Genomic DNA, 26,286 nt, shown 5'->3' on the forward strand with positions numbered 1-26,286 from the left:
GCGCCGATGGTAGTGTGGGGTCTCCCCATGTGAGAGTAGGACATCGCCAGGCTTTAATTGTAAGCCTTGACATTGTCAGGGCTTTTTTCGTCTAGTGGCACAGGATGTAAGAGCGGCAATAAAGAAAAAGCTGATGTATACATCAGCTTTTCATCACTTCCATAAAATGGCTTTGTATTTGGGCTAACTCAAGAAGCTTGGGATTTTTGATTCATATTCGGCAATTTTATCTTCGTGTTGCAGTGTCAGACCGATATTATCCAGCCCGTTTAGAAGACAGTGGCGACGAAATTCATCAATTTCAAAGCTATATTCTTGACCGTTTGCCGAAACTTTCATTGCTTCCAGATCAACGGTAATTTCAGCCCCTTCATTGGCTTCAACATATTTGAAAAGCGCATCGACTTCACTTTCTTTCAGGCGAACCGGCACCATCTGGTTGTTGATTGAGTTGCCGTAAAAAATATCAGCAAAGCTTGGTGCTATCATGACCTGAATACCGTAATCAGCCAAAGCCCATGGTGCATGTTCACGGGATGAACCGCAACCGAAATTTTCACGGGCCAGTAGAATACTTGCTCCCTGATAACGGGGGGCATTCATCACAAAGTCAGGGTTGGGCTGTTGTCCCGCATCATCAAGAAAACGCCAGTCATGGAAAAGGTGCTTACCAAAACCGATACGGTTTACTTTTTGCAGAAACTGCTTCGGGATAATCGCATCAGTATCGACGTTCGCTGCATCCAGCGGAACGACTAAACCTGTATGTTTTTTAAATCCTGACATCATTATTCCCCTTGCTCTAGTGTACGAATATCAACAAAGTGTCCCGCAATTGCTGCCGCTGCCGCCATGGCCGGACTGACAAGGTGCGTGCGGCCATCTCGACCCTGACGTCCTTCAAAGTTTCGGTTTGATGTGGATGCACAACGTTCCCCCGGCCCTAAACGATCATTATTCATCGCCAGACACATCGAGCATCCCGGTAAACGCCATTCGAACCCGGCATCGGTAAAGATTTTATCTAAACCTTCAGATTCTGCCTGTGCTTTAACCTGTTCTGACCCCGGTACAACGATTGCCTGAACGTGCGATGCGACTTGCTTACCTTGAGCAATTTGTGCCGCAGCGCGCATGTCTTCAATTCGAGAATTGGTACAAGAACCGATGAACACTTTATCGACGTTATAATCAGAAAGGAGTTTGCCACCTTCAAGCCCCATGTAGTTCAGCGCTTTGATCGCGGATGATTGCTCGACTAAATCGGTAAAGCTTTCCGGCGTCGGAATGGGTGCATCAATCGAAATCACTTGTCCCGGATTGGTGCCCCAAGTTACCTGAGGTTTAATCTCTGCTGCATCTAATGTCACCACAGCATCATATTCTGCACCGTCGTCAGATTGTAATGTCTGCCAGTATTCGACGGCTTTGTCCCAGTTTTCACCTGTTGGGGAAAATTTACGACCTTTAATATAGTCAAAAGTGGTTTGATCCGGTGCTATCAGGCCTGCTTTGGCACCCAGTTCTATCGCCATATTACAGACCGTCATACGACCTTCCATTGACAGATCCCGAATCGCCTGACCACAGAATTCAACGACATATCCGGTTCCGCCTGCGGCCGTGGTTTTACCGATGATCGCCAGCACGATATCTTTGGCAGTAATACCCTTCGCAACCTTGCCTTTGACTTCAATTTTCATGGTTTTGGCACGAGCTTGCTTGAGGGTTTGCGTGGCAAGTACGTGTTCAACTTCGGAAGTACCGATACCGAAAGCTAGCGAGCCGAATGCACCGTGGGTTGCGGTATGGGAATCACCGCAAACAATGGTCATTCCCGGTAGGGTAATGCCTAACTCTGGGCCCATGACGTGTACGATACCCTGATATTTGTGATTAATATCGTAAAGCGTGACACCGAATTCTTCGCAGTTTTTCGACAGTGTTTCCATCTGGATCTGAGCCATCTCACCGGAAGCACTGATGTCTTTCGTGGTTGTCGAGACGTTATGGTCCATGGTGGCAAAGGTTTTGTTGACCTGACGGACTGAACGACCTTTTTCCCTGAGTCCGTCGAAAGCTTGTGGTGACGTGACTTCATGAACCAGATGACGATCGATATACAAAATCGGGTTTTCACCTTCAGCGGCGACCACGACATGTGCATCGTAGATTTTTTCGTATAATGTTTTTGCTTTTGACATTGCTTCTACCTTGAACTTGTTCGTGGACCGAGACTCATCTCGGTCACATACTTATGCACTTAAGCTTTTTCACTTAATATATAGGCAGCGATTTTGTCGCCCATTTCAGAGGTTGTCAGTGCCGGTTTATCGGTTGCAAGATCTGCGGTCAGTTCTCCGGCGGATAATGCTTTGCTGACGGCTGCCTCAATATCCTGAGCTGCTGCCTCTTCACCGAGACTGTAACGGAGCATTAATGCTGCCGATAGGATTTGAGCAACCGGATTGGCAATATTTTTCCCTGCGATATCCGGAGCACTGCCACCTGCGGGTTCGTATAGCCCGAAATTACTTTCATTCAGACTGGCTGAAGGAAGCATTCCCATTGAACCGGTGATCATTGCACACTCATCAGAGAGAATATCACCAAAGATATTTGAACATAGCATGACATCGAATTGAGCGGGATCTTTAATCAGTTGCATGGTTGCGTTATCGATGTACATATGGGATAGCTCGACATCCGGATAATCTTTGCTAATTTCGCTCACAACTTCTCGCCATAAGATAGAGCTTTGCAGGACGTTCGCTTTATCAATTGAGCACACTTTGTTACGACGTAAACGGGCTGACTCAAAAGCAATTTTAGCAATACGTTCAATCTCATAGCGGTGATAGACTTCAGTATCAAATGCTTTCTCATTAGCACCTTCACCTTCACGACCTTTGGGTTGACCGAAGTAGATACCCCCAGTGAGCTCGCGTACAACGACGATGTTAAAACCATTGGCAGAGATATCGGAGCGGAGTGGCGAAAACGCTTCAAGTCCCTGATGGATTTGTGCCGGGCGTAAGTTGCAGAACAGTTGAAAATGCTTACGTAATGGTAATAAAGCCCCGCGTTCTGGCTGTTCGTTTGGTGGCAGATGTTCCCATTTCGGTCCTCCGACTGAACCAAACAGAACCGCTTGCGCCTGTTCACACCCTTTCAGGGTCTGTTCCGGAAGTGGGCTGCCGTGATTATCGATCGCAATCCCACCAACGTCGTATTCGGTACGGTCAAAAGCGATGTTGTGCTTTGTTTGAATCGCATCAAGTACTTTATGAGCCTGTTGCATGACTTCCGGTCCGATGCCGTCACCGGGCAGTACTGCAATTTTATAAGTTTTGTCTGTCATGTGAGTCCTTGTTCACTCTCGTATTTGTTGATTTGGTTACCTACTTCAGTCTGCGTGACACAACGAGACCGACGCGCAGGGACCTTATATTGTTGCTATTATACTGTGGCTATTTTTTTATTTTTGATGACTTCGATCTGATCGGCACGCTGAATACTGTTGATCACATGCAATAATGCTTCTCCTGAAGCTTCTACGATATCCGTGGATATCCCCGTTCCGTGATATTTTCGGCCTTTATAGTTGGCGATAATATCCGCCTGTCCCAAACCGTCTTCACCTTCTCCTTTAGCGGTCAGATCGAATTTATCGAGGACGATATCGTAACCGGTAAGACGATAAATGCATTGGTACAATGCGTCTACCGGGCCGTTGCCGACAGCTGCCTCGCATTTTTCTTCATCACCACATTGCAGCTTAATTGTGGTGGTTGCCATCACGCTGCCCGATTGAACGCTCAGATAGTTTAGTTGGTAGAAATCGTCTTCTTCACGTAAGTTGGAGAAGTACATTAAGGATTCTAAGTCATAATCGAACACCTGACCCTTGCGGTCAGCAAGTTTCAGGAAATCTTCATAAAGTGCATCCAAATTGTACTCATCATCCTGATAACCCATGGCATCCATATGACTTTTCACCGCAGCTCTGCCACTACGACTGGTCAGATTCAGCGCCTGATTTTTCAGACCAATCGACTCTGGGGTCATAATTTCATAGGTATTTTTATTTTTCAGCATACCATCCTGATGGATGCCGGAAGAATGACTGAATGCATTGGCGCCAACGATCGCTTTGTTACTTTGGATCGGCATATTACAGATTTGGCTGACCATTTTACTTGTCCGGTGAATCTCATCGTGCTTGATACCCGTATGAACGCCTAAAAACTCTTGGCGGGTTTTGATGATCATCGCGATTTCTTCCAGTGCACAGTTTCCAGCACGTTCACCGATCCCGTTGATTGTTCCTTCAACCTGACGGGCTCCGGCTTGAACTGCGGTGATAGAGTTGGCAACAGACATCCCCAAATCATCGTGGCAGTGGACAGAAATAATTGCTTTATCAATGTTGGGAACACGATTGAATAATGTCTGAATGATACCACCAAATTCACCCGGAACAGTATAACCAACTGTGTCAGGGATATTAATTGTTCTGGCTCCGGCATCAATTGCTGCTTCAACCATTCGGCATAAATTATCGATTGGTGTGCGTCCGGCATCTTCACAAGAGAACTCCACATCATCCGTATATCGACGAGCATGTTTGATTGCATTTACACCCATCTCTACGACTTGGTCATAGCTACGACGAAGTTTATCCTGAACATGGATGGTTGAGGTTGAAATAAACGTGTGAATACGGAATGCCTCGGCAACTTTTAAGGCTTCAGCGGCAGCATCGATGTCTTTTTCTACTGCGCGGGAAAGGGCACAGACTCGGCTGTTTTTGATATTCTTAGCGATGGTTTGTACCGATTCGAAATCACCCGGAGAGGAGACCGGAAATCCTGCTTCAATCACATCCACCCCAAGTCGTTCCAGAGCATAGGCAATTTGTAATTTTTCTCTCACCGTTAAACTGGCAGATAATGCTTGTTCTCCGTCCCGCAAGGTTGTATCGAAGATAATGACCTGATCGTTCATATTGGCTGGCTCCTAGACCGATAAGTGGTTGTGTTTGCTCACTTAATATTTTCTTTTGTAAAGTGCTTTCAGCTATAAAAAAACCCGCATTTCGATGCGGGTTTTTGTGATTCTTTGTGGTGTCTTCTGTCCACAGGCTACCCGCGCGATTGATACACGATAAGGAGTAGGCCTAGCAGGAGAGAAGTTTTAAATGTCATATCCATTTACTTTCCACAAAATTCAATAACAAATTAGTACCGCACCTGATACATTACGTCAACCCAAAATTGTATATTTATTGGTAGTACCTGTTTGATCAGCCGGTCGTATTCAGAGTATCACTACGTCGGATGTGATCTTATTATCGTGCGACGTTGCCCTGAAATTGCCATGTAAGTGCTTATTGTCCGATTCAGATCAGCTTCCCTGTTTTCGTGTCTCGGTATACGGTTCCGACGCTTTCCATTCCTTGTTGATCACCACCTTTACTTGATCACCACCTTTACCCTGCATACTGTCGGGAAGTTTGACTGGTTCACTAGCTGGGTTTATCCAACAATATTCATGGTTTCGACAACAAATAGTCACACCGCTGTCATCTGGACTGATTAGTGTCTTGGGTATAAAGGGGTTGAACTATAGGAATGCAGTCATGAGAGTTATTGAACCGATTGTGAAATTTGATCTGGCCTTGTCACTGTTCTGTCTGCAACACAGATTCAGTTATCCATTGGCACGTATCAGCCGAGCGGTGTCCCATACTGGAGACGGTCATTTATATGTTGTCATCGGTGGCGCTGCTTTTTGGGTTGATGAGATTGCCGGTCAGGCATTACTCGTCACTGGATTGATCTCATTTCTGATTGAGCTGCCGCTTTACTGGTTGTTTAAAAACCTTTTTCAACGGCGTCGCCCTCAAGAATTCTCCTCAAGAGTTATTGCTTATATTACGCCTTCTGATCGGTTTAGTTTACCCTCTGGACATACGAGTGCCGCTTTTCTGATGGCGACACTCATTGCTTCGTTTTATCCATCATTGTCAGTGATGGTGTTTATATGGGCAGGGTGTATTGGTGCCGCTCGTATTTTGCTTGGGGTTCATTTTTTCACAGATGTACTGATTGGTGCTTTATTAGGAATGAGTTGTGCGCAAGCTGGCCAACTGGTCACGGAGTGGATAATTTGAAAATTCTCTATGGTGTTCAGGGGACAGGGAACGGTCATACGGCACGAGCCAGAGCGATGAGTCATGCACTCCGGCAATATCATCATGTTGATGTCGATTTTATTTTCAGTGGCAGAGAAAAAGATAAATATTTTTCAATGGATAGCTTTGGCGATTATCAAACCCGCCGAGGGCTGACGTTTATGACCGAGAAAGGACGGGTCAATTATTTAAAAACGGCCCGAGAGAACCGCTTCGGTCAATTAATTTCCGATATCCGCCAACTTGATCTCAGCACTTATGATTTAGTGATCAGTGATTTTGAGCCGATTACGTCGTGGGCTGCAAAATTACAGCACAAACCCTGTATTAGTCTCAGTCATCAAAATGCTTTTCGTTATCCGGTGCCATTAAAGGGAGCCAACTGGTTCGATAAGAAAATTATTACCAATTTTGCACCTGCAGATCATTATCTCGGGCTGCACTGGTATCACTTTGAACACCCGATTTTACCGCCGATTATCCATACCGGAGGGGCGGCTGCAGAAAACCAACCTTTCATTTTGATCTACCTCCCATTCGAATCACTGGAATCGATTATGGATCTGTTCTTTCGTTTCGGTCACCATCAGTTTGTCTGTTATCACCCCATGATTGATGAGATGAAACAGACAGAGAACATGATATTTCATCCATTATGTCATGAACGCTTCCAAGAACACTTACGTTGCTGTGCTGGTGTGATAGCCAATGGTGGATTTGAACTCCCTTCTGAAGCCATGTCATATGGCAAAAAATTACTACTCAAACCTTTGATAGGCCAATTTGAACAACAGAGTAACGTCGCGACACTTGAAATTCTGGGGCTAGCCTCTGCGATGGAATCGCTTGATGTGGCCGTGATTCGGCAGTGGCTTGATGAACCGAATGCAGAACGAGTCGTTTATCCCGATGTTGCGCAAGCTATTGCTGAATGGGTGATTCAGGGGCGTTGGGATGATCATCAGCAACTGTGTCATTCACTCTGGAAACAGGTTAACTTTCCCGACTATGTCATGGTGTAATTTGTATAATTCATTGATCAAGATTAATCTGTTTTAGTTGTCATATATGATGTGAATGATTAATGGTTTTTTGTTGCAAACCTATAACTCGCGTCAATTAATTTTGTGAATACTATAAAATTCGCGATTTGATGTTTTTTGATGTTTTTTTAACTTAATGATTTTTAATGGAATTTTTCAAAATGAGATAAAATAAACTGACTTTTTATCAATCCAGTTGCCTTTTGTACATCAATTAAAAGATAGTTAATTGCACAGCCTACTTATACGATTTATCAATAGGTTGTTCAAAATAGAATCACGTTGAGTCACTTTATCTGATGTATGTCACTTCACCTGACAAGAGTGCTATCCCAGGAGGGATAACGAAAGTGATGACTGAAGCAAAACAAGAGGCATTCTAATGTTAGAAAAAAAAGAAGTTATCCAACCAGTCGCCAGCTATCGGATGGAAAGTACGCTACGAGGCGTTGATTTGAATTTGCTCACCGTGTTTGATGCGGTAATGCAAGAACAAAATATTACTCGGGCAGCGCATAATTTAGGGATGTCTCAGCCTGCGGTCAGTAACGCTGTGGCACGTTTGAAAGTGATGTTTAATGATGAGCTTTTCATGCGGCAGGGACGAGGTATTCAGCCTACTCAGCGCGCCCGGCAGCTTTTTGGTCCCGTCCGTCAAGCCTTACAATTAATTCGCAATGAACTGCCGAATTCAGTCTTTACGCCTGAATCTTCAACCAGACAATTCAACTTAGCCATTTGTAGTCCGAATGATTTGCGCTTCGCACCGAAGATTTTCTCGTCGATTCACGATCAGGCACCTCAAGTGCAATTGCATTTGGAAGCGGACTCGAATCAACAACTTGCTGAGCGGTTACGTTATCAAGAAGTCGATTTTGTCATTGACTATGCTCGTTTTGAAGAATCTGGCTTCTGCAGTACCGAAATTTTCCAAGATGAACTGGTGATTGTTGCTTCTAAGCAACATCCTCGTATCCAAGGCACGATTACCTCGTCACAAGTGATTGAAGAGCAACACGCGAAGCTATCTCAGGCGCATGGTCTGCGGAGTTTCAGTGAACAGGCTTACCGGGATATCGATTGCCATTCTCACTATGAGGGGACAAGCTTAAGTAACGTGCTTTATGTTGTGAGCCAGTCAGAACTGATTACCATCGCACCACGTTGGTTGGTGGAAGCATCACCCAATAGAGAACAACTTCAAACGATTGCCTTACCATTTGAACGTAAACAGATCTGTGGTTACTTGAGCTGGCACGAATCGAATGAAAAAGATAAGGGGCATGGCTGGTTGAGAGAACAACTCATGATGATTTGTAGTGAAATTGTCGATGCTCCTACGACAAACTAACTTGTGTTTGATGTTGCCGGACCGGATGAAATAGAGGAAGGCAACATCTGTTTGTTCCTGCTTTTCTCTTTTTTCCTCCTCGAATATTTTCCTTGATAATCGTCAGTCATTAGATAGCTTACTTTATATCAACAAATTCGTTTCTTCTTTAGCATCTTGATGACTTTTTTTACATGAAATAAATATATTATGTCTTTTTTATTTATAGGTTTTATATAGTCATCTGATTTTGATGGTGTTTCCCGTAGATAACTCTTCAAGAATATCCATACGCAACATTTTCCGTAAAATGCGACAAAAAACCGAATAGACCAATCTTTCTGAAGCGAGTAAAGTTGCTCTAACCCTTGTGGTGTTATGACCCTACAAGGACATAGCCATTAGCGAATCGATTTCGATTAGGCTACGAATAAGCCCTAGACTATGTAACCAACCAGACTGTTGAACTGACCTCGGGATACAGTGACTGGTAAGGAGAATAATATGGTAATGCTATCCGGTGCAGAGATGGTTGTTCAGTCTCTGATCGAAGAAGGTGTCGAGCAGATTTTTGGTTATCCCGGTGGATCCGTGCTTGATATCTATGATGCCCTTCATGAAAAAACCGACCAAATCAAACATGTCCTCGTTCGTCATGAACAGGCGGCAACACATATGGCTGACGGTTACGCACGCTCAACCGGCAAACCCGGTGTCGTGCTGGTTTGTTCCGGCCCAGGTGCAACTAATACTGTAACCGGGATTGCGACAGCTTATATGGATTCTATTCCGATGATTGTCATATCAGGTAATGTCCCCAATAGCTTGATTGGCAATGATGCATTTCAGGAGTGTGACATCGTAGGGGTTTCCCGGCCGATTGTGAAACATAGCTTTTTGGTCAAAAAAGCTGAAGATATTCCCGAAACGATTAAAAAAGCATTCTATATCGCTTCGACCGGTCGTCCTGGCCCTGTGGTGATTGATTTGCCCAAGGATGTCATGAATCCTCAGATCAAATTACCTTATCAATATCCGAAAGCCATCAAGATGCGCTCTTATAATCCGACTACCAGCGGACATAAAGGGCAGATTAAGAAAGCACTCAACGCGTTGTTAGATGCGAAAAAACCAGTTTTATATGTTGGTGGTGGTGCAGTTATTTCCGGGGCTGATAAGCAGATTCTTCAGTTAGCGGAAACCTTGAATTTGCCGGTGGTCAGTACACTGATGGGGCTGGGCGCTTTCCCCGGCACCCATGCCAATGCACTGGGAATGTTGGGCATGCATGGTGTTTATGAAGCCAATATGGCGATGCATCATGCCGATTTGATTTTTGGTGTTGGCGTCCGGTTTGATGACCGAACCACCAATAATCTGGAAAAATACTGTCCCAATGCCAAAATCATGCACATTGATATTGACCCGTCTTCGATTTCGAAGAATGTCCCGGCGGATTTACCGATCGTCGGCTCAGCAGAGAAGGTTTTAGAAACCATGTTGAAGCTGCTGGTTGAGCAGGGGGGCTCGAATGATGCGGAAGCGTTGGCACAATGGTGGAAAGATATTCAAGTTTGGCGGGATCGTCAGTGTCTTGCCTATCAGAAGTCCAGTGAGCGGATCAAACCGCAGCAAGTGATCGAAACACTTCATCGGTTGACCGGAGGGAATGCCTATGTCGCTTCCGATGTCGGCCAACATCAAATGTTTGCGGCACTTTATTACCCGTTTAACAAGCCGCGTCGCTGGATCAATTCCGGTGGTCTGGGCACGATGGGATTTGGTTTGCCTGCGGGGATGGGGGTCAAATTCTCTCATCCGGAAGAAGAAGTGGTCGTGGTGACTGGTGACGGAAGTATTCAGATGAATATTCAAGAGCTGTCAACCGCACTTCAATATGATATTCCGGTCAAGATCATCAACCTGAATAACCGTTTCTTGGGAATGGTAAAACAGTGGCAGGATATCATTTATCAGGGACGTCACTCGAATTCATATATGAGTTCTGTGCCGGACTTCGCTGCAATCGCAGAAGCTTATGGGCATGTGGGTATTCGTATCTCAACACCGGATGAGTTAGAAGCCGGATTGAAAAAAGCACTGGATCTGAAAGATCGTCTGGTGTTTGTGGATATCAATGTCGATGAAACAGAGCACGTTTATCCGATGCAGATTAAAGGCGAAGGGATGGACAAAATGTGGTTGAGCAAAACGGAGAGAACCTGATGAGACGCATTATTTCAGTATTAATGGAGAACCAACCCGGTGCTTTGTCTCGCGTGGTAGGACTGTTTTCCCAGCGTGGTTTCAATATTGAAACGTTGAATGTATCCCCCACTGATGATGAGACGTTGTCTCGTCTTAATATCACGACTAAAACCAACGCGATGGAACTGGAACAGATCCAGAAGCAGCTTCACAAGTTGATTGATGTATTGAAAGTTCAGGAAGTGTCAGAGTTTGAACATATTGAACGGGAATTGATGCTGGTGAAAGTCAGAGCCAGTGGGGCAGCACGGGCAGAAGTACAACGGACGACGGACATTTTCAGAGGTCAAATCGTCGATGTCACCAGTAGTCAGTATACGGTTCAGATGGCCGGAGCAACCGAAAAACTTGATGCTTTTATTGAAGCTATTTCAGAAGTGACAGAAGTGTTAGAGGTGGCTCGCAGTGGTGTCGTCGGTATTGCTCGCCGTGAACGAGCACTCCGTGCGTAATATCATTGATGATTGCGACAAAAACAGAATCAATCCAAACCGGCATTACAGCCGGTTTTTTTATGTTTATCTAATCTGATTAGATATCAGTTGTGCTTCACCAATAAAGTAGCCATCTTCATCAAATCGTTTCACGTCTCCGTTTTCCACAACGATAGTGATTCTTCGGATATCTGAGAATTGCCAGTTACGCCATTGGTAGACAAACTGATCGTGTTCGACCCACCAATAGCCCTCATCCATGTCATTGGGGCGCTCGGATATCCCGGTCATTTTACCATCTGCCTGAAAGGTGATTCGGTAAGGAATATTAAAGCAGTCTTTGGTTAAGAGGGTCTGATTTTTCAGCAGGTGACGAATGGCTCTATTACTGAGCTGTGGCTGCTGACATTCCTGTAAAGTTTCGATCGGCATCACTTGTTTGGCGATTTGAGAAAGAAGCGCAATCCCTTCCCGGATCTGTTCGGTTCTGATGGATTGGAAACACAGCCGGAAGCTATTGGTCCGTTCGTCACAGTAATAGTATTTGGCGCCATTGTTAATCAGGATCCCATGCTGTTCGGCCAGTTGTTCAAATCTCTTCGCATCGAATCCCTGTTTATAGTCGATCCAAAAAGCCGTGCCTGCCAATGAAGGAATCACACCTGACTGTGGGAAATAGTAATTCAGAGCCTTTTCCATGGTCAGCCATTTTTCCCGATAACGTTTGAGCATTTTTTGCGCCAGTGCATCGTAATATCCGAGGCTCAGAAACAGCGCAAGGGTTTGACAATTATTCTTCGGTGGCAAGCTATGTGTTCTGAATTGAAGCGCTTTTATTTGTGAGATCAAGGGGGCCGGTGCAACGATATATCCGAGTCTTAACCCCGGAGCAATCGTCGAAGAAAAACTGGAGATATAGATAATGCGCTCACTGGATGAGTCACTTTTCAATGGCGGGCAGGTGTCTTCGATGAAATTTATATCATGTTCAAAGTCATCTTCAATGATCAATAAGTCATGTTCTTCAGCCAGTGCAAGAAGTTTCCGGCGACGCATGGCAGACAGGCGCACCGTGGTCGGAAATTGATTGCTCGGTGTGGTATAAACCAGTTGGCAGTCGGTGAGGCGCTCATCAATCACCATGCCTTCCTGATCGACGTTGATTGGTACTATCTGAGCGCGTCTGGCCTGAAACTGATGCAATGCCTCGGGATAACCGGGATTCTCAATTGCAATCGAGGAGTCAGCAGAGAGAAGTAGTTTTGACAGGTAATACAGACTGTTCTGACACCCGAGCGTGATGGCGATATTGTCTCGATTGACGAATATGCCCCGCTTGGTTAACACGCGTGTGCGGATCTGTTCAATCAGATCATCATAATCTGAGTCATTCGATGTCCAAGTGCGATGATTGATGCGATTGAGTGATTGAATACTGCACTTACGCCATTCAGAAACCGGGAACAAGTCCTCATCAACAACGCCACTGACAAAGAGATAAGGATAATTTTTGAGATCTTTGGCTTCGCGTTCAGAGACCCGATTTTCAGAGATCAGATAGCGGCTCCAATCGAGTCGGGTTGACTGTTCTTGCGGGGGGGCCGAAGCGAGTGGTGTGACGGAAATATTCAGCGAGGGATTGACAAAATAGCCTTTGCGCTCAATGGAGACGAGGATCCCTTCTTCGGTCAGTTGTTCGTAAACGCGCAAAATGGTGTTTCTGGAAACATTGAGGTCTTTTGCTAGCTTACGTGAAGAGGCAAGGGGAGATTGCTTAGGAATGAAGCCATCGAAGATCGCTTTGGCAAGACTGCTTTTGATTTGATCTTGCAGGGTCTTCGAATCCTGCGGGTCAAGGTGGATATACTGGCTTAGCATACGGCTCCTAAAACTGTTTCTTGCACCGCTGACTAATCCGAATGAGACAACGAAGATACGGACATAAGAGTGACCGTATCTTCGCTGAATGTATTTAGTGAGCGAGCAACGCTTGTAATTCTGCTTTGATGATTTCAAGGCCTTTGACGATCAGTTCTGGCTCAATCGTCAATGGTGGCAGGAAGCGAATTACATTTCCTTTCACACCACAAGATAACAAAATCACACCGGCATGGTTACTTTTTACCACAAGCTGTTTGGTCAGATCAGCAAGTGGTGCACCATTGTCAGGGTCATTGAACTCGATAGCAATCATCGCGCCGACTTGGCGAATATCACCAATTTGGGGAATCTCTTTTTGTAATTCAGCCAATTGTTCCTTAAATAGTAAACCAATATGTTGTGCTGTTTCACAGAGATTTTCTTTCTCAATAATATCGAGCACTTCTAATGCAGCAACACAAGCGAGCGGTGACCCTGCATAGGTTCCACCGACACCACCGGGATTGGCGGCGTCCATAATTTCTGCTTTACCGACAACGCCGGACAACGGGAATCCCCCTGCAATACCTTTGGCCATAGTGATCAGGTCCGCTTCAATACCGAGGTATTCTGTCGCAAACATTTTGCCGGTTCGGGCAAAGCCGGTCTGAATTTCGTCACAAATTAACACGATACCGTGTTTATCACATAGGTCGCGGATTTTCCGTGCCCAGGATGCAGGAGCCTGATAGAAACCACCTTCTCCTTGAATCGGTTCGAAAATGATTGCTGCGATACGGCTTGGTTCGATATCACACGCGAATAAATCGTCCAAAGCACTCAGGCTTTGTGCTTCACTCACCCCATGATAGGCATTCGGGAATGGTAAGTGATAGATTTCATTCGGGAATGGTCCAAAACCAGCTTTGTAGGGCGCCACTTTTCCGGTGAGTCCCATACACATGTTTGTCCGTCCATGAAAGCCACCTTTAAAGGCGATGATGCCTGAACGGCCCGTATGTGCCCGCGCAATTTTCACCGCATTTTCTACCGCTTCAGCACCGGTGGTCACGAATGCCGCTTTTTTGTCAAAATTCCCCGGTGTTTTTGCCACGATTTTTTCAGCCAGCTCAACAAAGCTGGTGTAAGGCGTCACCATTGAACAGGTATGACTGAAGTTGTCCAACTGTTTTTTAACCGCTTCAATAATCTGTGGGTGAGAGTGACCGGTATTATTCACGGCAATCCCGGCGGCAAAGTCGATATAGGTTTTGCCTTCGATATCTGTGATAAGCGCATTTTTAGCACTCGCTGCGTAGATCGGTGCCAAATTAGCCATCCCTTTTGCGACTACTTTTTCCTTACGGGCTTGCCATTCCATATTTGTCATGAGTTTTTATTCCTTCACATTCAAACAGTAGTTATTGTGAGATATCAGAAGCCACCAAAGCAGAGATACTTGACATTGAGATATTCATCAATCCCTTGTTTGGCACCTTCCCGACCAAAGCCGGATTGTTTTACGCCACCGAATGGTGCGACTTCATTGGAGATAATGCCTTCATTAATTCCAACCATGCCGTATTCAAGCTGTTCGGCAATCCGAAATGCACGATTCAGTGTACTGGTGTAGAAGTAACTGGCTAATCCGTAAATCGTATCGTTGGCTTTTTCGACCAGTTCATCGTCGTTGGTAAAGCGAACAATCGGAGCGACCGGACCGAATAATTCGGTGTGTACAATCTCCATATCTTGAGTGACTTCAGTCAGAATGGTCGGTTCAACGAACAGACCTTCCAGAGAGCGGCCGCCAAATGCGATTTTTGCCCCTTGTTCGACGGCTGTATTGATGTAGCCCAACACACTGTTTTTCGCTTTGATATCGATCAGCGGGCCAATCACTACGCCGGGTTCTACGCCATTACCGACTTTCAGGTCTGCCACGGCTGCGGTAAATTTTTCAACGAATTGATCGTAAACGCTGTCCTGAACATAGAAGCGGTTTGCACAGACACAGGTCTGCCCCGCATTACGGAATTTTGAGGCGATCGCACCTTTGACGGCTTCATCGAGATCCGCGTCATCAAACACGATGAATGGTGCATTGCCACCTAATTCCATCGATGTACGTTTAATGGTGTCAGCACACTGTTTGATGAGATGACTGCCGACCTGTGTTGATCCCGTAAAAGAAAGCTTTTTGATGTCATCGTGACTACAGAAAATATCACCGACGGCCACAGAAGAGTGGTTGTTGACCACGATTAACAGCTCTTTCGGCAATCCGGCTTGGTATGCTAATTCTGCAATGGCATAGGCAGACAGTGGGGTTTGGTTTGCGGGTTTGACGATAAAACTACACCCGGCCGCCAGCGCAGGGGCTGCTTTACGGGTGATCATCGCGATGGGGAAGTTCCAAGGCGTGATCGCAGCAGCAACACCAACTGGTTGTTTAATGGTCATTAAACGTTTGTTCGAGGTTGGTGCCGGAATGGTATCGCCGTAGGTGCGTTTCCCTTCTTCTGCGAACCACTGAATGAACGATGCACCGTACATGACTTCGCCTTTGGCTTCCGCCAAGGGTTTCCCTTGTTCGAGGGTCATAATTCGAGCCAGATCATCACTGTTTTCAACCACGAGATCATACCAGCGCTTTAAAATGGTAGATCTTTCTGCTGCTGAACGTTGTTGCCATGCTTGTTGAGCCAGCTTTGATTTCTCAATCAAAGTGAGGATATCCGTTGTCTGAACCGAAGGAATGTAAGTTAGTGTTTCATCGGTTGCCGGATTGAGGACTGCAATCGCATCTTCACTGAAAGGACACGTTGCTTTGAGTAAGTTTTTGTTAACAATTTGGTCCATCATTGTGTCTCTTTTGTTAGCTGTAAGGAGAATGGTAGATCTAAAAATGATGCCACCCGAAGTACCAGTTAGATCAATTGTGTGGTACCAGCGATAAGTCGCTGGCTGGTACCATACAAATTGCCTTTCTGGTTCTATTGCTTTGGTTTTGCTTTCTTCATATTAACCTGTGAAACAAATCAGTAACAAACAAGTAACGACACAGGAAGAGGAATTTCTATGTTTGGGTTAAAGGGAAAGAAGCTTGCGAAAACATTACTGGCAGTCACGCTGGGTGTCAGCGCACTTGCGAGTTCTACGGTCAGTTTTGCTGCTGAATATAATTGGCGCTTTGCAAATTTATATGGCCGCGGTACTGCATTTGGTGCCGTTTATGAAGACTTGGCTAAAAATATTGAAACCATGTCCAATGGTCGTATTGCTGTGCAAGTGTTGTACTCCGGAGAAGGCGTGGGTACCAGTGGGATTTTAGGTGCTGTGCGTTCCGGTCTGATTACCATGGGGGCTCCTTTCCAACCGATGCATGCGGGTGAGTTTCCGGCTGGGGTTGTGGAGGTCGGTTTACCCGGCGGTACGTCGGATGCCAGTGAACTCATGACATTATTTCATGAGCGTGGTTGGGGCGACGTCTTGAAAAAAGCCTATGCCTCTCAGGGGATCGTCTGGCTAGAACCTTATATTCAGCCCCCTGTTTATATCATTACCAAAAAACCGATCAATTCGATTGCTGACTTTAAAGGGATGAAAATTCGTGCTCCGGGTGCCTATGGTAAATTCCTGCGTAACCTCGGGGCTGCACCGGTTTCTCTGTCTTGGAGTGAAATCTATACCTCACTGGCAACCGGTGTCATCGATGGTTCTATCGGTTCCAATATGATTGATCACCGCGATGGTAACCATGTGGAAGTGGCAAAATATATGTATCCGCTACCGATTGCCGGCGCTCAGGTTCTACCGATTATTGTCAACCAAAAAGCATGGAATAAATTACCGAAAGACCTGCAAGCGATTGTGAAAGGTGCAACAGCCGAACATGCGATTGAGCAGTTGACGAAATCGAAACTGTGGGAATCTCAGGCCGTGGCGGAGATGGAAGCAAAAGGACTGAAATGGAGTCCTGAGCCATCTGAGGCAGACAAAGAAGCCTGGAAAGCAGCGGGGATGTCACTTGCGCAGGAATATGCCAGTGCCGACCCTTATTCAAAACAGCTTGTTGATATCCTGAACAAGCAGTAACAAGGAATAATCAAGGTGAGTCTGATGATTCACCTTGATTGGTTTGGGAGTTTATATGGTTGAACCAATTTTAAGAGGATATTGCCAGTTAGTCAGATATGTTGTTGGCCTAATCGGGCGTTCGGTTTCATATCTGCTTCCTGTATTAGCCAGTATTGTTGCCTACGAAGTCTTTGCTCGTTACGTGATTGATAAACCAACTATTTGGGGGTATGACTCGTCACTTTTTCTGTTTGGATATATTGCCGCATTAGGCGGTGCGTATGCGCAGCAACGTGAAGCACACATTAACGTAGACATCGTCCACGGAAAAGTCTCGGAAAAGACTCGCCGGATTTTTGACCTGATTACTGCGGTTCTGGCGATGGGATTCTTAGTGGTCATGATCAAAACTTGTTATGGCATGTTTCTGGAAAGCCTTCAATATAATTACAGAACCCAGAGTGAATGGGCCCCACCGATGCATCATTTCTGGCTGATGATTACCGTCTCTGCGAGCATTTTTGTTGCACAATATTCGACTGAAGTGATCAGTAATCTATTTTTCCTCGTGACAGGACGTGAATTAAGCGGAACCGTGCATTCACATGTCAGCTTAGATGAGCAGCCTTTCCATGTCAGTTTAGATGATGAGCCCTTTCGTACAGAGCATCCTCAGGTAGAGAAGTCCGTTTTTGACAAGGAGAATCCAAATGGGAATTGAGATGTTAACCCTTGTTTTGCTGGCATGTATTCTGACTGCTTTTGTGTTAGGTGCACAAGTAGGACTGGCATTGGGTGGCATTGCCATGGGCGTCGGTTACTTGGTCTGGGGAGAGGCGTTGTTTAATATTGTGCCGACAACCGTTGAAAGCACATTTTTTAATTTTATTCTGTTAGCGATTCCGCTTTATATTTATATGGGACAAATCCTAACCCGTTCCGGGATTGGGGACGCGATGTTTAATGCCAGTCAGTTAGTTATCGGCCGGTTGCGCGGCTCTTTGGCAATCAGTGTGATTGGGGTTTGTTCTATGATTGGTGCCATGGTTGGCATCATCGGTGCCGGTATCATGACTTCCAGTAGTATTGCGCTCAAACCAATGCTTGATCGCGGCTATGATAAGAAGCTGGCGCTTGGGGTCATTATGGCCGGTGGCTCGCTGGGGATTCTGATTCCACCGAGTATTCCAATGATCATGTTTGCTTCTGCGACGCAAAACTCAGTTGGCAAAATGTTCTTGGGAGCGATGATCCCGGCACTGATCACGATTGTTCTGTTGATTACTTACGTGATTATCTCCTGTAAATTGCGTCCTGAACGAGCCCCGCTGGATTCTGACAACGATATTCAGATACCTAAGGGGTACGAGCTGTTTAAGACCATCCGGGACGGTGCGTCGTCACTCGTTCTTATTGTGGTGGTTCTCGGCAGTATTATCGCAGGGATTGCAACACCGACCGAATCTGGTGCATTGGGTGTGATGGGAGCGATCCTGTTATCGATCCTGTTTAAGCGCTTTAAACCGGAGATGTTAAGACGTTCGGGGATGCAAACCGCGATGCTGGTGAGTGTGGCGATGTGGATTATTCTCGGTGCTTCGGTTTTCAGTAATTTCCATTTATTGATGGGAATTCAAGGTATGGTGTCCGGATTTACCCAAGAGTTAGATTTACCACCGATCATGATCATCATCATGTTCCAGTTGATCATGCTGTTACTGGGGTTCATTATCGATGAATTTATCATTGTGTTGATGTGTGCTCCGATATTCACTCCGGTTGCTGTGTCGCTTGGCTATGATCCGATTTGGTTTGGTGTACTGATGATTCTGAATATCGTGATTGCCGTTCAGACGCCGCCTTACGGTTTTGCGTTGTTTTATCTGAAAGGGATTGCACCGAAAGGTGTGACGATGATGGATCTGTATAAATCGGTATTACCGTTTATTACCGTACAGTTTATTGTTTTGGTTATTTGTATGATTTTCCCTGATCTGGTGACTTGGCTACCGAATCTTGTGATTCACTGAGGAGTACAGAAACCAAATCAATATTCTCGACGAAAACCTGCCTGTCGGCAGGTTTTTTATTGGCCGACAGACAGTGACATTAACTCCTTTCGTTCAGGCAAAGAAAAAGCCCTTTCAGTAGAAAGGGCTTCGGTATTGGGAGCGTTCAAGCACCGATTAATGAAGAATCCGCGCACGGATAGTGCCTTCGATTTTCTTCAGTTTACGCAGTGCTTCTTCTGAGCGGGCTGTTTCAACGTCAATCACCACATAACCGACATCAGCAGATGTTTGCAGATACTGCGCGGCAATGTTGATACCATCCTCAGCGAAAATCGTGTTGATTTGATTCAGGATACCCGGACGGTTTTGGTGAATATGCAGCAGGCGAGAACATTCTCTGAGTTCTGGCAGCGATACTTCTGGCAGGTTGACGCTGGATACTGTCGAACCATTATCAGAGTATTTCACAATCTTACCAGCCACTTCGACCCCGATATTTTCTTGCGCTTCTTGCGTTGATCCACCGACATGTGGTGTCAGAATGACGTTGTCAAACTGAAGTAGTGGCGATTCGAACGGGTCTGCATTGGTTTTGGGCTCAACAGGAAATACGTCAATTGCAGCACCAGTCACTTGTCCTGATTCCAATGCACCGCATAGGGCATCAATATCGACGACGGTTCCCCGTGCCGCGTTGATGAAGATCGAATTTGGTTTCATTTGAGCAAATTCTTTACTGGAAATCATATTTTTAGTGTCTGGTGTTTCAGGTACATGCAGAGAGATGACATCACATTTGCCTAGCAGCTCTGCCAGAGAGGCAACTTGAATGGAATTCCCCAGAGACAGTTTATTCTCGATATCGTAGTAATAAACCCGCATCCCTAAGTTTTCAGCAATAATCCCCAACTGAGTTCCAATATGACCATAGCCGATGATCCCGAGATTTTTCCCACGGGCCTCGAAGCTCTGGTCGGCACTTTTTTTCCAGATACCACGGTGTGCTAAGGCATTTTTTTCTGGGATACCGCGTAGTAGCAACAAGATTTCGCCCATCACCAGCTCGGCAACACTACGGGTATTGGAGAACGGGGCATTGAAAACCGGAATCCCACGTTTTGCCGCCGCACTTAAATCAACTTGGTTGGTTCCGATACAAAAACAACCGATACCAACCAGTTTCTTCGCTGCGTTGATGACATTCTCCGTCAGGTTGGTACGGGAGCGGATACCGACAAAATGAGCATCCTGAATGGCTTCTAATAGTTCGGTTTCGGATAATGAACCTTTGTGATATTCGATATTGGTATAACCAGCTTCCTGAAGTACATCTACCGCAGAGTTATGAACACCTTCAAGAAGTAAAATCTTAATTTTGTTTTTTTCCAATGAAACCTTGGCCATTATTTTTGTCCTTAACGATGGAAAGATGAAGAAATGAGGTGCACGGTGGTCAAAACGGAGAAATTAGCATTTTTTTAACAAGCAAACGTTTGCCTTGTGCATCTTCTCGCCATAAAGTAACAAAAAAAATCCCCAATTGGTAAGAAATTTCCGTCATAAGGAATAATTTTTCTATAGCCAATAAAAAAACGGCACGCAACGTACCGTTTTTCATGATCTGTTGATATTGGTACAAATTATTTTAATAATTTACTCGATAAATTGGGTGCCTTCTGGCGTACCGATAATCACAATATCTGCCCCGCGGTGTGCAAACAAACCATTGGTCACGACCCCGGGAATATTATTGAGGGTTGATTCCAATGCTTTGGGGTCAGTAATCTGCATATTGTGTACATCAAGGATGATATTGCCATTGTCGGTGAGCACACCTTCCCGGTAAACCGGTTCTCCCCCAAGTTTTTTCAGCGCTCGGGAAACCTGCTCCCGGGCCATTGGAATCACCTCGATAGGCAGTGGAAACTTACCCAGCACATCAACCGTCTTGGTTCCGTCAACGATACACACGAATGTATCGGAGATTGCGGCAACGATTTTTTCCCGCGTGAGGGCTGCGCCTCCCCCTTTGATCATATCCCGTGCCGGATTGATTTCATCGGCACCATCAATATAGACATCCAGTTTTTCAACATCATTACAGTCGTATACTTGAATACCTAATGCTTCAAGTTTTTCTGTCGATGCTTTTGAGCTGGAGACCGCACCTTTAATCTCATTTTTGACTGACCCTAAAGCGTCGATAAAGTGATTGACGGTTGAGCCGGTGCCGACTCCGATGATGCCACCTTTGACGACATATTTGAGCGCAGCCCATCCCGCCTCTTTTTTCATTTCGTCCTGGGTCATGTATTGATCTCCTGCTGATTGCGCGTAAATACTATCTGAAGTTAATGATCTCTGAATATGTAATCGATATTTCCGCGGAGGATTATATACTCATCTGCACAGGAGTTGCAGCGTCAATCCTTCTTTCCTATGCCTTGCATCACATCGTTTTGTACTGTTATATGATCGTTCATTCCCACTCCCAAATTTTGTCGGGGGTGATGATTTTAGGCAGTGGGACATCCCAAGATTCAACCGGAAGTTGTTCGACGAACTGACACGAGTGAGCGAGCCCGATAGGTTTGGCTCCGCTGCGGTTTTTAAACCAAGATGCCAGTGTTCGATCATAATAGCCACCTCCCATGCCGAGACGATGTCCTGATGCATCAAAGCCAACCAGTGGGGTAAAAATAAGATCAAGCTGACGCGTCGGAAGAATCAGTTGCTTATTCAGCCGTGGTTCGGCAATACCGTAACAGTTCTGAACCATGGCAGTATCTGGTGTATACCGTAAGAAAAGCAGTTGACCCGTTGAAAAAGGATGAATAACGGGGAGATAAATTGATTTGCCTTGCTGCCAGAGCCATTCAATCAATTCGCAGGTTGATAGCTCTCCATCGGTTGATAAATAAACGGCTATGTGCTGACTGGTATCCAGCTCGGGTAAGTGGGAAAGCTGACGAATCATCTGCTCACTGGCTGCTTGCTGAAACTCGTCTGAGAGCTGTTTTCTTCTTGCGCGAATCTGCTTTCTGAAATCAGCGCGTGTCATTTTGTTTTGATGCATAGGGAACCCCAAAGTGCCGTTGCAGATGTTTGACCCTTGAACCAGCTGGTTCAAGGCGGATCAGTAATGTTGACCGTAGGCTTCTCGGTGCGTGCCGAGCTTGCTCAATAGCCAGCAAGTACCAACCCTTATGTATTGCTTATCGGCTCAGGGACGTAATCCGCTGACGAACACTTCAGGGTAAATTTTGTGGCGCAGAGTTACAACTTTTCTCCCTCGACTTGATGAATCACTCGATCCAGCGATGTGGTGAGTTGCTCCATCCGTGTCGTGAGATGCTCCGTTGTTTGTTGATTCTCTTTTATCTGGCTTTGTAACTCATAACAAATATTTAAAGCAGCAATCGTGAGTAACTTCACTTCATTAGTCACCTTAGTTCTTTCCGCCATTTCTTTCAAACGATCATCAAGCTCTTTTGCCGCCTGAATCAGTGAATCTTCTTGACCCGGAGGACAATTCACTCGTGTTATCTTTCCTAAAATCTCAACATCAACCGCTTGATTACTCATGACTTATGAACTCGCAACATGCCACTGTGAATGATACGTTGACGGTACCATCAAGACGGAAACTATAGGAAAAGCGTCGATAAGATTCAAGTCTTTCCCTTGATATCAAGGTCAATGATTGGTTAAAAACACAGATCTTAGACAATTTGGACAAAACCTAGGCTATTGTTCCGGACAGTTTAACAGATTTGATGTTTTGAACATTTCAGCAATGAGACTGAGGTGGTAGGATTAGTTTTATTTTTCTTTAGGCAGCCCTATGAGTGACAATAAGTTTCCTAAATATGAGGCTTTTGCTGATACGCTAAAGTCTGTTTCCCTCTCTGTAACACCAGCCGAACTGCACGGGCTGTTAACCGGTATGTTATCTGGTGGTTTGAGCCCGGAAGATGGGCGTTGGCAGCCGCTATTATTTGATTATACCAATGATGGTATGGGCTGGCCGATGGCTGCATTAGGTTTGGCTGGCGAGCTGATGGCTCATACGGCTGAAGAAATAACACAGAATCATTTTCAGTTGTGGCTGTTTCTACCGACAGACGATGGGGAGCATGGTTTGTTTGAATTAGCCGATGGCGTTTCTGAATGGGTCACTCACTTTATCTCCGGACTGGGGTTAGCCCATCCGAATATTAATAAGCTGTCGAATGACGCAAAAGAAGCCTTGGCTGATTTGGAAGAGATGGCTCGGCTCGGGATTGACGAAGAGGATGATCTTGAGGAACAGGCACTACTCCTTGAGCAGGTGATCGAGCATGTGAAAGCCTGTGTTTTGGCGATCCATGCTGAATATGGTATTCAGATCAAAACCGAGAATAAGCGGCCCACCATCCATTAAATTGATTTAATTGCCGGATGTTGGGCTGATACCGACAATCATATTCAGGGATTCAGTCCATCGCTATTACGCGTGAATGTAGCACTCTGCAAGCGCTTTACTGATGCGATCTTGATTGCTGAAGGTCTGATGGCAGAGTCATACGGGAATCTACTACAAACGGAAAGCAGTCGAATGAAAATGTTTGATGTCATTATCTCTGGTGGTGCAATGGCCGGAGCGACACTGGCACTGGCATTAGATGCCAGTTTCGGTGGAAAACTTCGGATCGCTGTGGTTGAGTCGTGTGATTTTTCGGCTCAGGCGCATCCCGGATTTGATGCGCGATCAATTGCACTTTCTGACGGAACTGTTCAAATACTCAAAGCCTACCGGCTCTGGGATGCCATCCAACCTTATGTCACACCGATTTCTCGTATTCATGTCTCCGATCGGGGACATACAGGAATGACGGATCTCGAAGCCAGTCATCTTGGGATGTCGGCACTGGGTTATGTGGTTGAGTTGGCCGGTGTCGGTCAAGTCTACCATCGTTTGTTGCAGGAACGTGCCGCGATTGCTCTGTTTTGTCCGGCTACGATCCACAGCGTTGAACGAACCACAGACGATGTACGAGTGCAGCTCGAAGATCAATCGACTCTCCGTGGTAAGTTGTTGGTTGCTGCCGATGGCAATACATCGACCTGTTGTCGCCAATTGGGAATCACCTCTGCAGTGCATGACTTTGAACAGGTTGCAGTGATTGCTAATGTCGAATTGAATCAACCTCATCAGGGACGGGCTTTTGAACGTTTTACGACTTCCGGACCGTTGGCTCTGCTGCCTATGTCGCACCAACGGATGTCGATGGTGTGGTGCGTGAGGCCTGATACTTTGGAAGAGATGATACGCTGGGACGATGAAACATTTCTGTCCCAACTCCAGCAAGCATTTGGGTGGCGACTGGGGAAAATGACGCGTGTCGGAACGCGGACGGCTTATCCTCTCAAACTGACTTATCGCACGCGTGCGGTTTCCCATCGTTTCGCCATTATCGGCAATGCAGCACAAACGCTCCACCCGATTGCCGGGCAGGGATTTAATCTGGGTATTCGGGATATCGCAACATTGGTGGAAGAAGTACGACGCCATCCGGATGATGTCGGATGTTATGCTGCGCTGTCTGCATTTCAACAACGTCGGACCCCCGATCGACAAAAAACAATGACAATGACTTCCACCTTGGTCCACATTTTCTCCAATGCGTGGTTCCCTGCGGTTGTGGGAAGAAATTTAGGATTGATGGCCATTGATAACCTCCCGGTGCTCAAACAACCCTTGTTGACTCGGACGCTGGGATACGTATCTCGTTAGAAGGTTTTTATATGATGCAAAGTTTTGATATTGCCATTATCGGTGGTGGTATGGTTGGGTTGACGTTGGCCGCAGCACTGAAAAATACAGATTTGAGAATTGCTGTGATTGAAGGCCATACACCGGACTCAACATTAGATGAAGTTCCGGATAGTCGCGTTTCAGCCTTGAGCCGGGCCAGTGAGCATATCTTAAAGAATGTTGGGATCTGGGAAGGTATTACCCGACGTCGGGCATCCCCTTATGGTGAAATGCATGTTTGGGAAAAAGACAGCTTTGCCCGGATTGAGTTTGACTGTCAACAGCTTACTCAGCCAGATTTAGGACATATCGTTGAGAACAGAGTGGTTCAGCTGGCTGCTTTGGATGTGGTGCAATCCCAGCAAAATGTCACCTTTTTTATGCCTGCTCATTGCCAGAGTCTGGTTGTGGGTGAAAGTGAAGCCTGGTTGACTCTGGATAACGGTAGTTCTTTGACGGCGAAGCTGGTTGTGGGAACGGATGGCGCAAACTCTTGGGTTCGTCAGCAGCAGAATATTCCATTGACACACTGGGATTACGGCCATGCTGCTTTGGTCGCGAATGTGATAACGGAAGAACCTCATCAGCACATTGCACGGCAGATCTTTACACCACAGGGGCCGTTGGCATTTTTGCCTTTGGCAGATCCGCATATGTGTTCGATTGTTTGGTCCACGGAGCCCCTGCGGGCAGAAGCATTGCTCAATATGACCGCAGAGCAATTCAATCGCTCACTCTGTACTGAATTTGACCGGCATCTTGGCCTATGTGAGTTGGTTAGCGAGCGAGCTGTCTTCCCTTTGAAAATGCGTTATGCCCGAGACTTTGTCTGTGAGCGCATTGCATTAGCTGGAGATGCCGCTCATACCATTCATCCACTGGCAGGGCAGGGAGTCAACCTCGGGTTACTTGATGCCGCATCATTAGCTCAGGAAATCAAAACGTTATGGCAGCAAGGGAAAGACATCGGATACCAGCGGAACTTGCGACAATATGAACGCTGGAGAAAAGCCGAAGCTGCCAAGATGATTGCGGCAATGCAGGGATTTAAGACATTATTTTCCGGAGATTTCCCGGCGAAAAAATTAGTTCGAGGAATAGGGATGTCGGTGTTGAATCAAGTACCGAATGTCAAAAACGAAATGATGCTGCGGGCTTTGGGGATTCGGGGTCACTTACCTGAGTTGGCGAAAGCACTGAATTTAGAGTGAACTGAATACCGAGTGAAATATCGCCATAGATTGGCACTGAAGGGCAACGAGTTTT

Annotated in this window: 23 protein-coding genes and 1 other RNA gene; 11 read left to right on the top strand and 13 right to left on the bottom strand. The window is 45.9% G+C overall.

Annotation, left to right across the window (positions count from 1 at the left end; translation table 11 throughout):
* Window positions 1–183 precede the first annotated feature (183 nt).
* The 4 genes from leuD to leuA form a co-directional block, all read right to left on the bottom strand.
* Window positions 184–786 (bottom strand): 3-isopropylmalate dehydratase small subunit, encoded by a 603-nt coding sequence (gene leuD, locus VRK_RS01910; protein ID WP_059119843.1) that lies wholly within the window; start codon window positions 784–786, stop codon window positions 184–186.
* 2 nt (window positions 787–788) lie between these two features.
* Window positions 789–2,204 carry a 3-isopropylmalate dehydratase large subunit gene (gene leuC / locus VRK_RS01915; protein ID WP_059119844.1) on the bottom strand — a complete coding sequence of 472 codons (1,416 nt, stop codon included), beginning with the start codon at window positions 2,202–2,204 and terminating at the stop codon, window positions 789–791.
* Between the two features lie 59 nt (window positions 2,205–2,263).
* Complete coding sequence (gene leuB, locus VRK_RS01920; RefSeq protein ID WP_059119845.1) at window positions 2,264–3,361, bottom strand: 3-isopropylmalate dehydrogenase; 1,098 nt, start codon at window positions 3,359–3,361, stop codon at window positions 2,264–2,266.
* A 98-nt stretch (window positions 3,362–3,459) separates the two neighbouring features.
* Window positions 3,460–5,007, bottom strand: coding sequence for a 2-isopropylmalate synthase (gene leuA / locus VRK_RS01925; protein ID WP_059119846.1), 1,548 nt, complete (start codon window positions 5,005–5,007; stop codon window positions 3,460–3,462).
* 634 nt (window positions 5,008–5,641) lie between these two features.
* On the opposite strand from leuA, the gene VRK_RS01930 reads away from it, so the two are divergent.
* The 5 genes from VRK_RS01930 to ilvN all read left to right on the top strand — a co-directional run bounded on the left by VRK_RS01930 (window position 5,642) and on the right by ilvN (window position 11,289).
* On the top strand, window positions 5,642–6,175 hold the full coding sequence (locus VRK_RS01930; protein WP_059119847.1) for a phosphatase PAP2 family protein: 534 nt from the start codon (window positions 5,642–5,644) through the stop codon (window positions 6,173–6,175).
* Window positions 6,172–7,218, top strand: coding sequence for an MJ1255/VC2487 family glycosyltransferase (locus tag VRK_RS01935; RefSeq protein ID WP_059122599.1), 1,047 nt, complete (start codon window positions 6,172–6,174; stop codon window positions 7,216–7,218). The genes VRK_RS01930 and VRK_RS01935 overlap by 4 nt, the downstream gene beginning before the upstream one ends.
* Window positions 7,219–7,621: 403 nt before the next feature.
* On the top strand, window positions 7,622–8,590 hold the full coding sequence (gene leuO / locus VRK_RS01940) for a transcriptional regulator LeuO (RefSeq protein ID WP_059119848.1): 969 nt from the start codon (window positions 7,622–7,624) through the stop codon (window positions 8,588–8,590).
* A 483-nt stretch (window positions 8,591–9,073) separates the two neighbouring features.
* The gene (locus VRK_RS01945; RefSeq protein WP_059119849.1) at window positions 9,074–10,795 is read left to right on the top strand and encodes an acetolactate synthase 3 large subunit; all 1,722 of its coding nucleotides are present in this window, start codon (window positions 9,074–9,076) and stop codon (window positions 10,793–10,795) included.
* The gene (gene ilvN / locus VRK_RS01950; RefSeq protein ID WP_059119850.1) at window positions 10,795–11,289 is read left to right on the top strand and encodes an acetolactate synthase small subunit; all 495 of its coding nucleotides are present in this window, start codon (window positions 10,795–10,797) and stop codon (window positions 11,287–11,289) included. The genes VRK_RS01945 and ilvN overlap by 1 nt, the downstream gene beginning before the upstream one ends.
* 66 nt (window positions 11,290–11,355) lie before the next feature.
* Here the strand turns inward: ilvN and pdxR are convergent, their stop codons facing one another.
* The 3 genes from pdxR to VRK_RS01965 form a co-directional block, all read right to left on the bottom strand.
* On the bottom strand, window positions 11,356–13,149 hold the full coding sequence (gene pdxR, locus VRK_RS01955; protein ID WP_059119851.1) for a MocR-like pyridoxine biosynthesis transcription factor PdxR: 1,794 nt from the start codon (window positions 13,147–13,149) through the stop codon (window positions 11,356–11,358).
* A 94-nt stretch (window positions 13,150–13,243) separates the two neighbouring features.
* On the bottom strand, window positions 13,244–14,521 hold the full coding sequence (gabT, locus tag VRK_RS01960; RefSeq protein WP_059119852.1) for a 4-aminobutyrate--2-oxoglutarate transaminase: 1,278 nt from the start codon (window positions 14,519–14,521) through the stop codon (window positions 13,244–13,246).
* A gap of 44 nt (window positions 14,522–14,565) precedes the next feature.
* Complete coding sequence (locus VRK_RS01965; protein WP_059122600.1) at window positions 14,566–15,993, bottom strand: NAD-dependent succinate-semialdehyde dehydrogenase; 1,428 nt, start codon at window positions 15,991–15,993, stop codon at window positions 14,566–14,568.
* Between the two features lie 219 nt (window positions 15,994–16,212).
* Here VRK_RS01965 and VRK_RS01970 point away from each other — a divergent pair, with 219 nt between their 5' ends.
* The 3 genes from VRK_RS01970 to VRK_RS01980 are packed head-to-tail and all read left to right on the top strand — an operon-like array spanning window position 16,213 to window position 19,241.
* A complete protein-coding gene (locus VRK_RS01970; protein ID WP_059119853.1) occupies window positions 16,213–17,229 on the top strand; it encodes a TRAP transporter substrate-binding protein in 1,017 nt (338 codons plus the stop codon).
* Between the two features lie 55 nt (window positions 17,230–17,284).
* Window positions 17,285–17,932, top strand: coding sequence for a TRAP transporter small permease subunit (locus tag VRK_RS01975; RefSeq protein WP_059119854.1), 648 nt, complete (start codon window positions 17,285–17,287; stop codon window positions 17,930–17,932).
* On the top strand, window positions 17,922–19,241 hold the full coding sequence (locus tag VRK_RS01980) for a TRAP transporter large permease (RefSeq protein ID WP_059119855.1): 1,320 nt from the start codon (window positions 17,922–17,924) through the stop codon (window positions 19,239–19,241). The genes VRK_RS01975 and VRK_RS01980 overlap by 11 nt, the downstream gene beginning before the upstream one ends.
* A gap of 156 nt (window positions 19,242–19,397) precedes the next feature.
* On the opposite strand, the gene serA is transcribed toward VRK_RS01980, so the two are convergent.
* From serA to VRK_RS02005, 6 genes are all read right to left on the bottom strand, one after another.
* Complete coding sequence (gene serA / locus VRK_RS01985; RefSeq protein WP_059119856.1) at window positions 19,398–20,627, bottom strand: phosphoglycerate dehydrogenase; 1,230 nt, start codon at window positions 20,625–20,627, stop codon at window positions 19,398–19,400.
* Window positions 20,628–20,676: 49 nt separating this feature from the next.
* Window positions 20,677–20,841, bottom strand: coding sequence for a hypothetical protein (locus VRK_RS20810; RefSeq protein ID WP_157371826.1), 165 nt, complete (start codon window positions 20,839–20,841; stop codon window positions 20,677–20,679).
* A gap of 35 nt (window positions 20,842–20,876) precedes the next feature.
* Complete coding sequence (rpiA, locus tag VRK_RS01990; RefSeq protein WP_059119857.1) at window positions 20,877–21,533, bottom strand: ribose-5-phosphate isomerase RpiA; 657 nt, start codon at window positions 21,531–21,533, stop codon at window positions 20,877–20,879.
* A gap of 169 nt (window positions 21,534–21,702) precedes the next feature.
* Complete coding sequence (locus VRK_RS01995; protein ID WP_197413048.1) at window positions 21,703–22,299, bottom strand: 5-formyltetrahydrofolate cyclo-ligase; 597 nt, start codon at window positions 22,297–22,299, stop codon at window positions 21,703–21,705.
* Between the two features lies 1 nt (window position 22,300).
* Window positions 22,301–22,484: non-coding RNA, 6S RNA (ssrS, locus tag VRK_RS02000), on the bottom strand.
* Between the two features lie 15 nt (window positions 22,485–22,499).
* On the bottom strand, window positions 22,500–22,808 hold the full coding sequence (locus VRK_RS02005) for a cell division protein ZapA (RefSeq protein ID WP_059119858.1): 309 nt from the start codon (window positions 22,806–22,808) through the stop codon (window positions 22,500–22,502).
* A 259-nt stretch (window positions 22,809–23,067) separates the two neighbouring features.
* On the opposite strand from VRK_RS02005, the gene VRK_RS02010 reads away from it, so the two are divergent.
* The 3 genes from VRK_RS02010 to VRK_RS02020 all read left to right on the top strand — a co-directional run bounded on the left by VRK_RS02010 (window position 23,068) and on the right by VRK_RS02020 (window position 26,231).
* Window positions 23,068–23,646 carry a YecA/YgfB family protein gene (locus tag VRK_RS02010; protein ID WP_059119859.1) on the top strand — a complete coding sequence of 193 codons (579 nt, stop codon included), beginning with the start codon at window positions 23,068–23,070 and terminating at the stop codon, window positions 23,644–23,646.
* A gap of 174 nt (window positions 23,647–23,820) precedes the next feature.
* Window positions 23,821–24,999, top strand: coding sequence for a 2-octaprenyl-6-methoxyphenyl hydroxylase (ubiH, locus tag VRK_RS02015; RefSeq protein WP_059122602.1), 1,179 nt, complete (start codon window positions 23,821–23,823; stop codon window positions 24,997–24,999).
* 11 nt (window positions 25,000–25,010) lie between these two features.
* Window positions 25,011–26,231, top strand: a complete 1,221-nt coding sequence (locus VRK_RS02020) for an FAD-dependent 2-octaprenylphenol hydroxylase (protein ID WP_059119860.1) — start codon at window positions 25,011–25,013, stop codon at window positions 26,229–26,231.
* Window positions 26,232–26,286: the final 55 nt, after the last annotated feature.

The organism is Vibrio sp. MEBiC08052 (assembly GCF_001506075.1).
GTDB lineage: Bacteria > Pseudomonadota > Gammaproteobacteria > Enterobacterales > Vibrionaceae > Vibrio.

Excerpts from the sequence above, each read along its gene's own strand:
- leuD (WP_059119843.1), bottom strand. The coding sequence starts at position 786 with ATGTCAGGATTTAAAAAACATACAGGTTTAGTCGTTCCGCTGGATGCA.
- leuC (WP_059119844.1), bottom strand. The coding sequence starts at position 2,204 with ATGTCAAAAGCAAAAACATTATACGAAAAAATCTACGATGCACATGTC.
- leuB (WP_059119845.1), bottom strand. The coding sequence starts at position 3,361 with ATGACAGACAAAACTTATAAAATTGCAGTACTGCCCGGTGACGGCATC.
- leuA (WP_059119846.1), bottom strand. The coding sequence starts at position 5,007 with ATGAACGATCAGGTCATTATCTTCGATACAACCTTGCGGGACGGAGAA.
- VRK_RS01930 (WP_059119847.1), top strand. The coding sequence starts at position 5,642 with ATGAGAGTTATTGAACCGATTGTGAAATTTGATCTGGCCTTGTCACTG.
- leuO (WP_059119848.1), top strand. The coding sequence starts at position 7,622 with ATGTTAGAAAAAAAAGAAGTTATCCAACCAGTCGCCAGCTATCGGATG.
- VRK_RS01945 (WP_059119849.1), top strand. The coding sequence starts at position 9,074 with ATGGTAATGCTATCCGGTGCAGAGATGGTTGTTCAGTCTCTGATCGAA.
- ilvN (WP_059119850.1), top strand. The coding sequence starts at position 10,795 with ATGAGACGCATTATTTCAGTATTAATGGAGAACCAACCCGGTGCTTTG.
- pdxR (WP_059119851.1), bottom strand. The coding sequence starts at position 13,149 with ATGCTAAGCCAGTATATCCACCTTGACCCGCAGGATTCGAAGACCCTG.
- gabT (WP_059119852.1), bottom strand. The coding sequence starts at position 14,521 with ATGACAAATATGGAATGGCAAGCCCGTAAGGAAAAAGTAGTCGCAAAA.
- VRK_RS01965 (WP_059122600.1), bottom strand. The coding sequence starts at position 15,993 with ATGGACCAAATTGTTAACAAAAACTTACTCAAAGCAACGTGTCCTTTC.
- VRK_RS01970 (WP_059119853.1), top strand. The coding sequence starts at position 16,213 with ATGTTTGGGTTAAAGGGAAAGAAGCTTGCGAAAACATTACTGGCAGTC.
- VRK_RS01975 (WP_059119854.1), top strand. The coding sequence starts at position 17,285 with ATGGTTGAACCAATTTTAAGAGGATATTGCCAGTTAGTCAGATATGTT.
- VRK_RS01980 (WP_059119855.1), top strand. The coding sequence starts at position 17,922 with ATGGGAATTGAGATGTTAACCCTTGTTTTGCTGGCATGTATTCTGACT.
- serA (WP_059119856.1), bottom strand. The coding sequence starts at position 20,627 with ATGGCCAAGGTTTCATTGGAAAAAAACAAAATTAAGATTTTACTTCTT.
- VRK_RS20810 (WP_157371826.1), bottom strand. The coding sequence starts at position 20,841 with ATGAAAAACGGTACGTTGCGTGCCGTTTTTTTATTGGCTATAGAAAAA.
- rpiA (WP_059119857.1), bottom strand. The coding sequence starts at position 21,533 with ATGACCCAGGACGAAATGAAAAAAGAGGCGGGATGGGCTGCGCTCAAA.
- VRK_RS01995 (WP_197413048.1), bottom strand. The coding sequence starts at position 22,299 with ATGCATCAAAACAAAATGACACGCGCTGATTTCAGAAAGCAGATTCGC.
- VRK_RS02005 (WP_059119858.1), bottom strand. The coding sequence starts at position 22,808 with ATGAGTAATCAAGCGGTTGATGTTGAGATTTTAGGAAAGATAACACGA.
- VRK_RS02010 (WP_059119859.1), top strand. The coding sequence starts at position 23,068 with ATGAGTGACAATAAGTTTCCTAAATATGAGGCTTTTGCTGATACGCTA.
- ubiH (WP_059122602.1), top strand. The coding sequence starts at position 23,821 with ATGAAAATGTTTGATGTCATTATCTCTGGTGGTGCAATGGCCGGAGCG.
- VRK_RS02020 (WP_059119860.1), top strand. The coding sequence starts at position 25,011 with ATGATGCAAAGTTTTGATATTGCCATTATCGGTGGTGGTATGGTTGGG.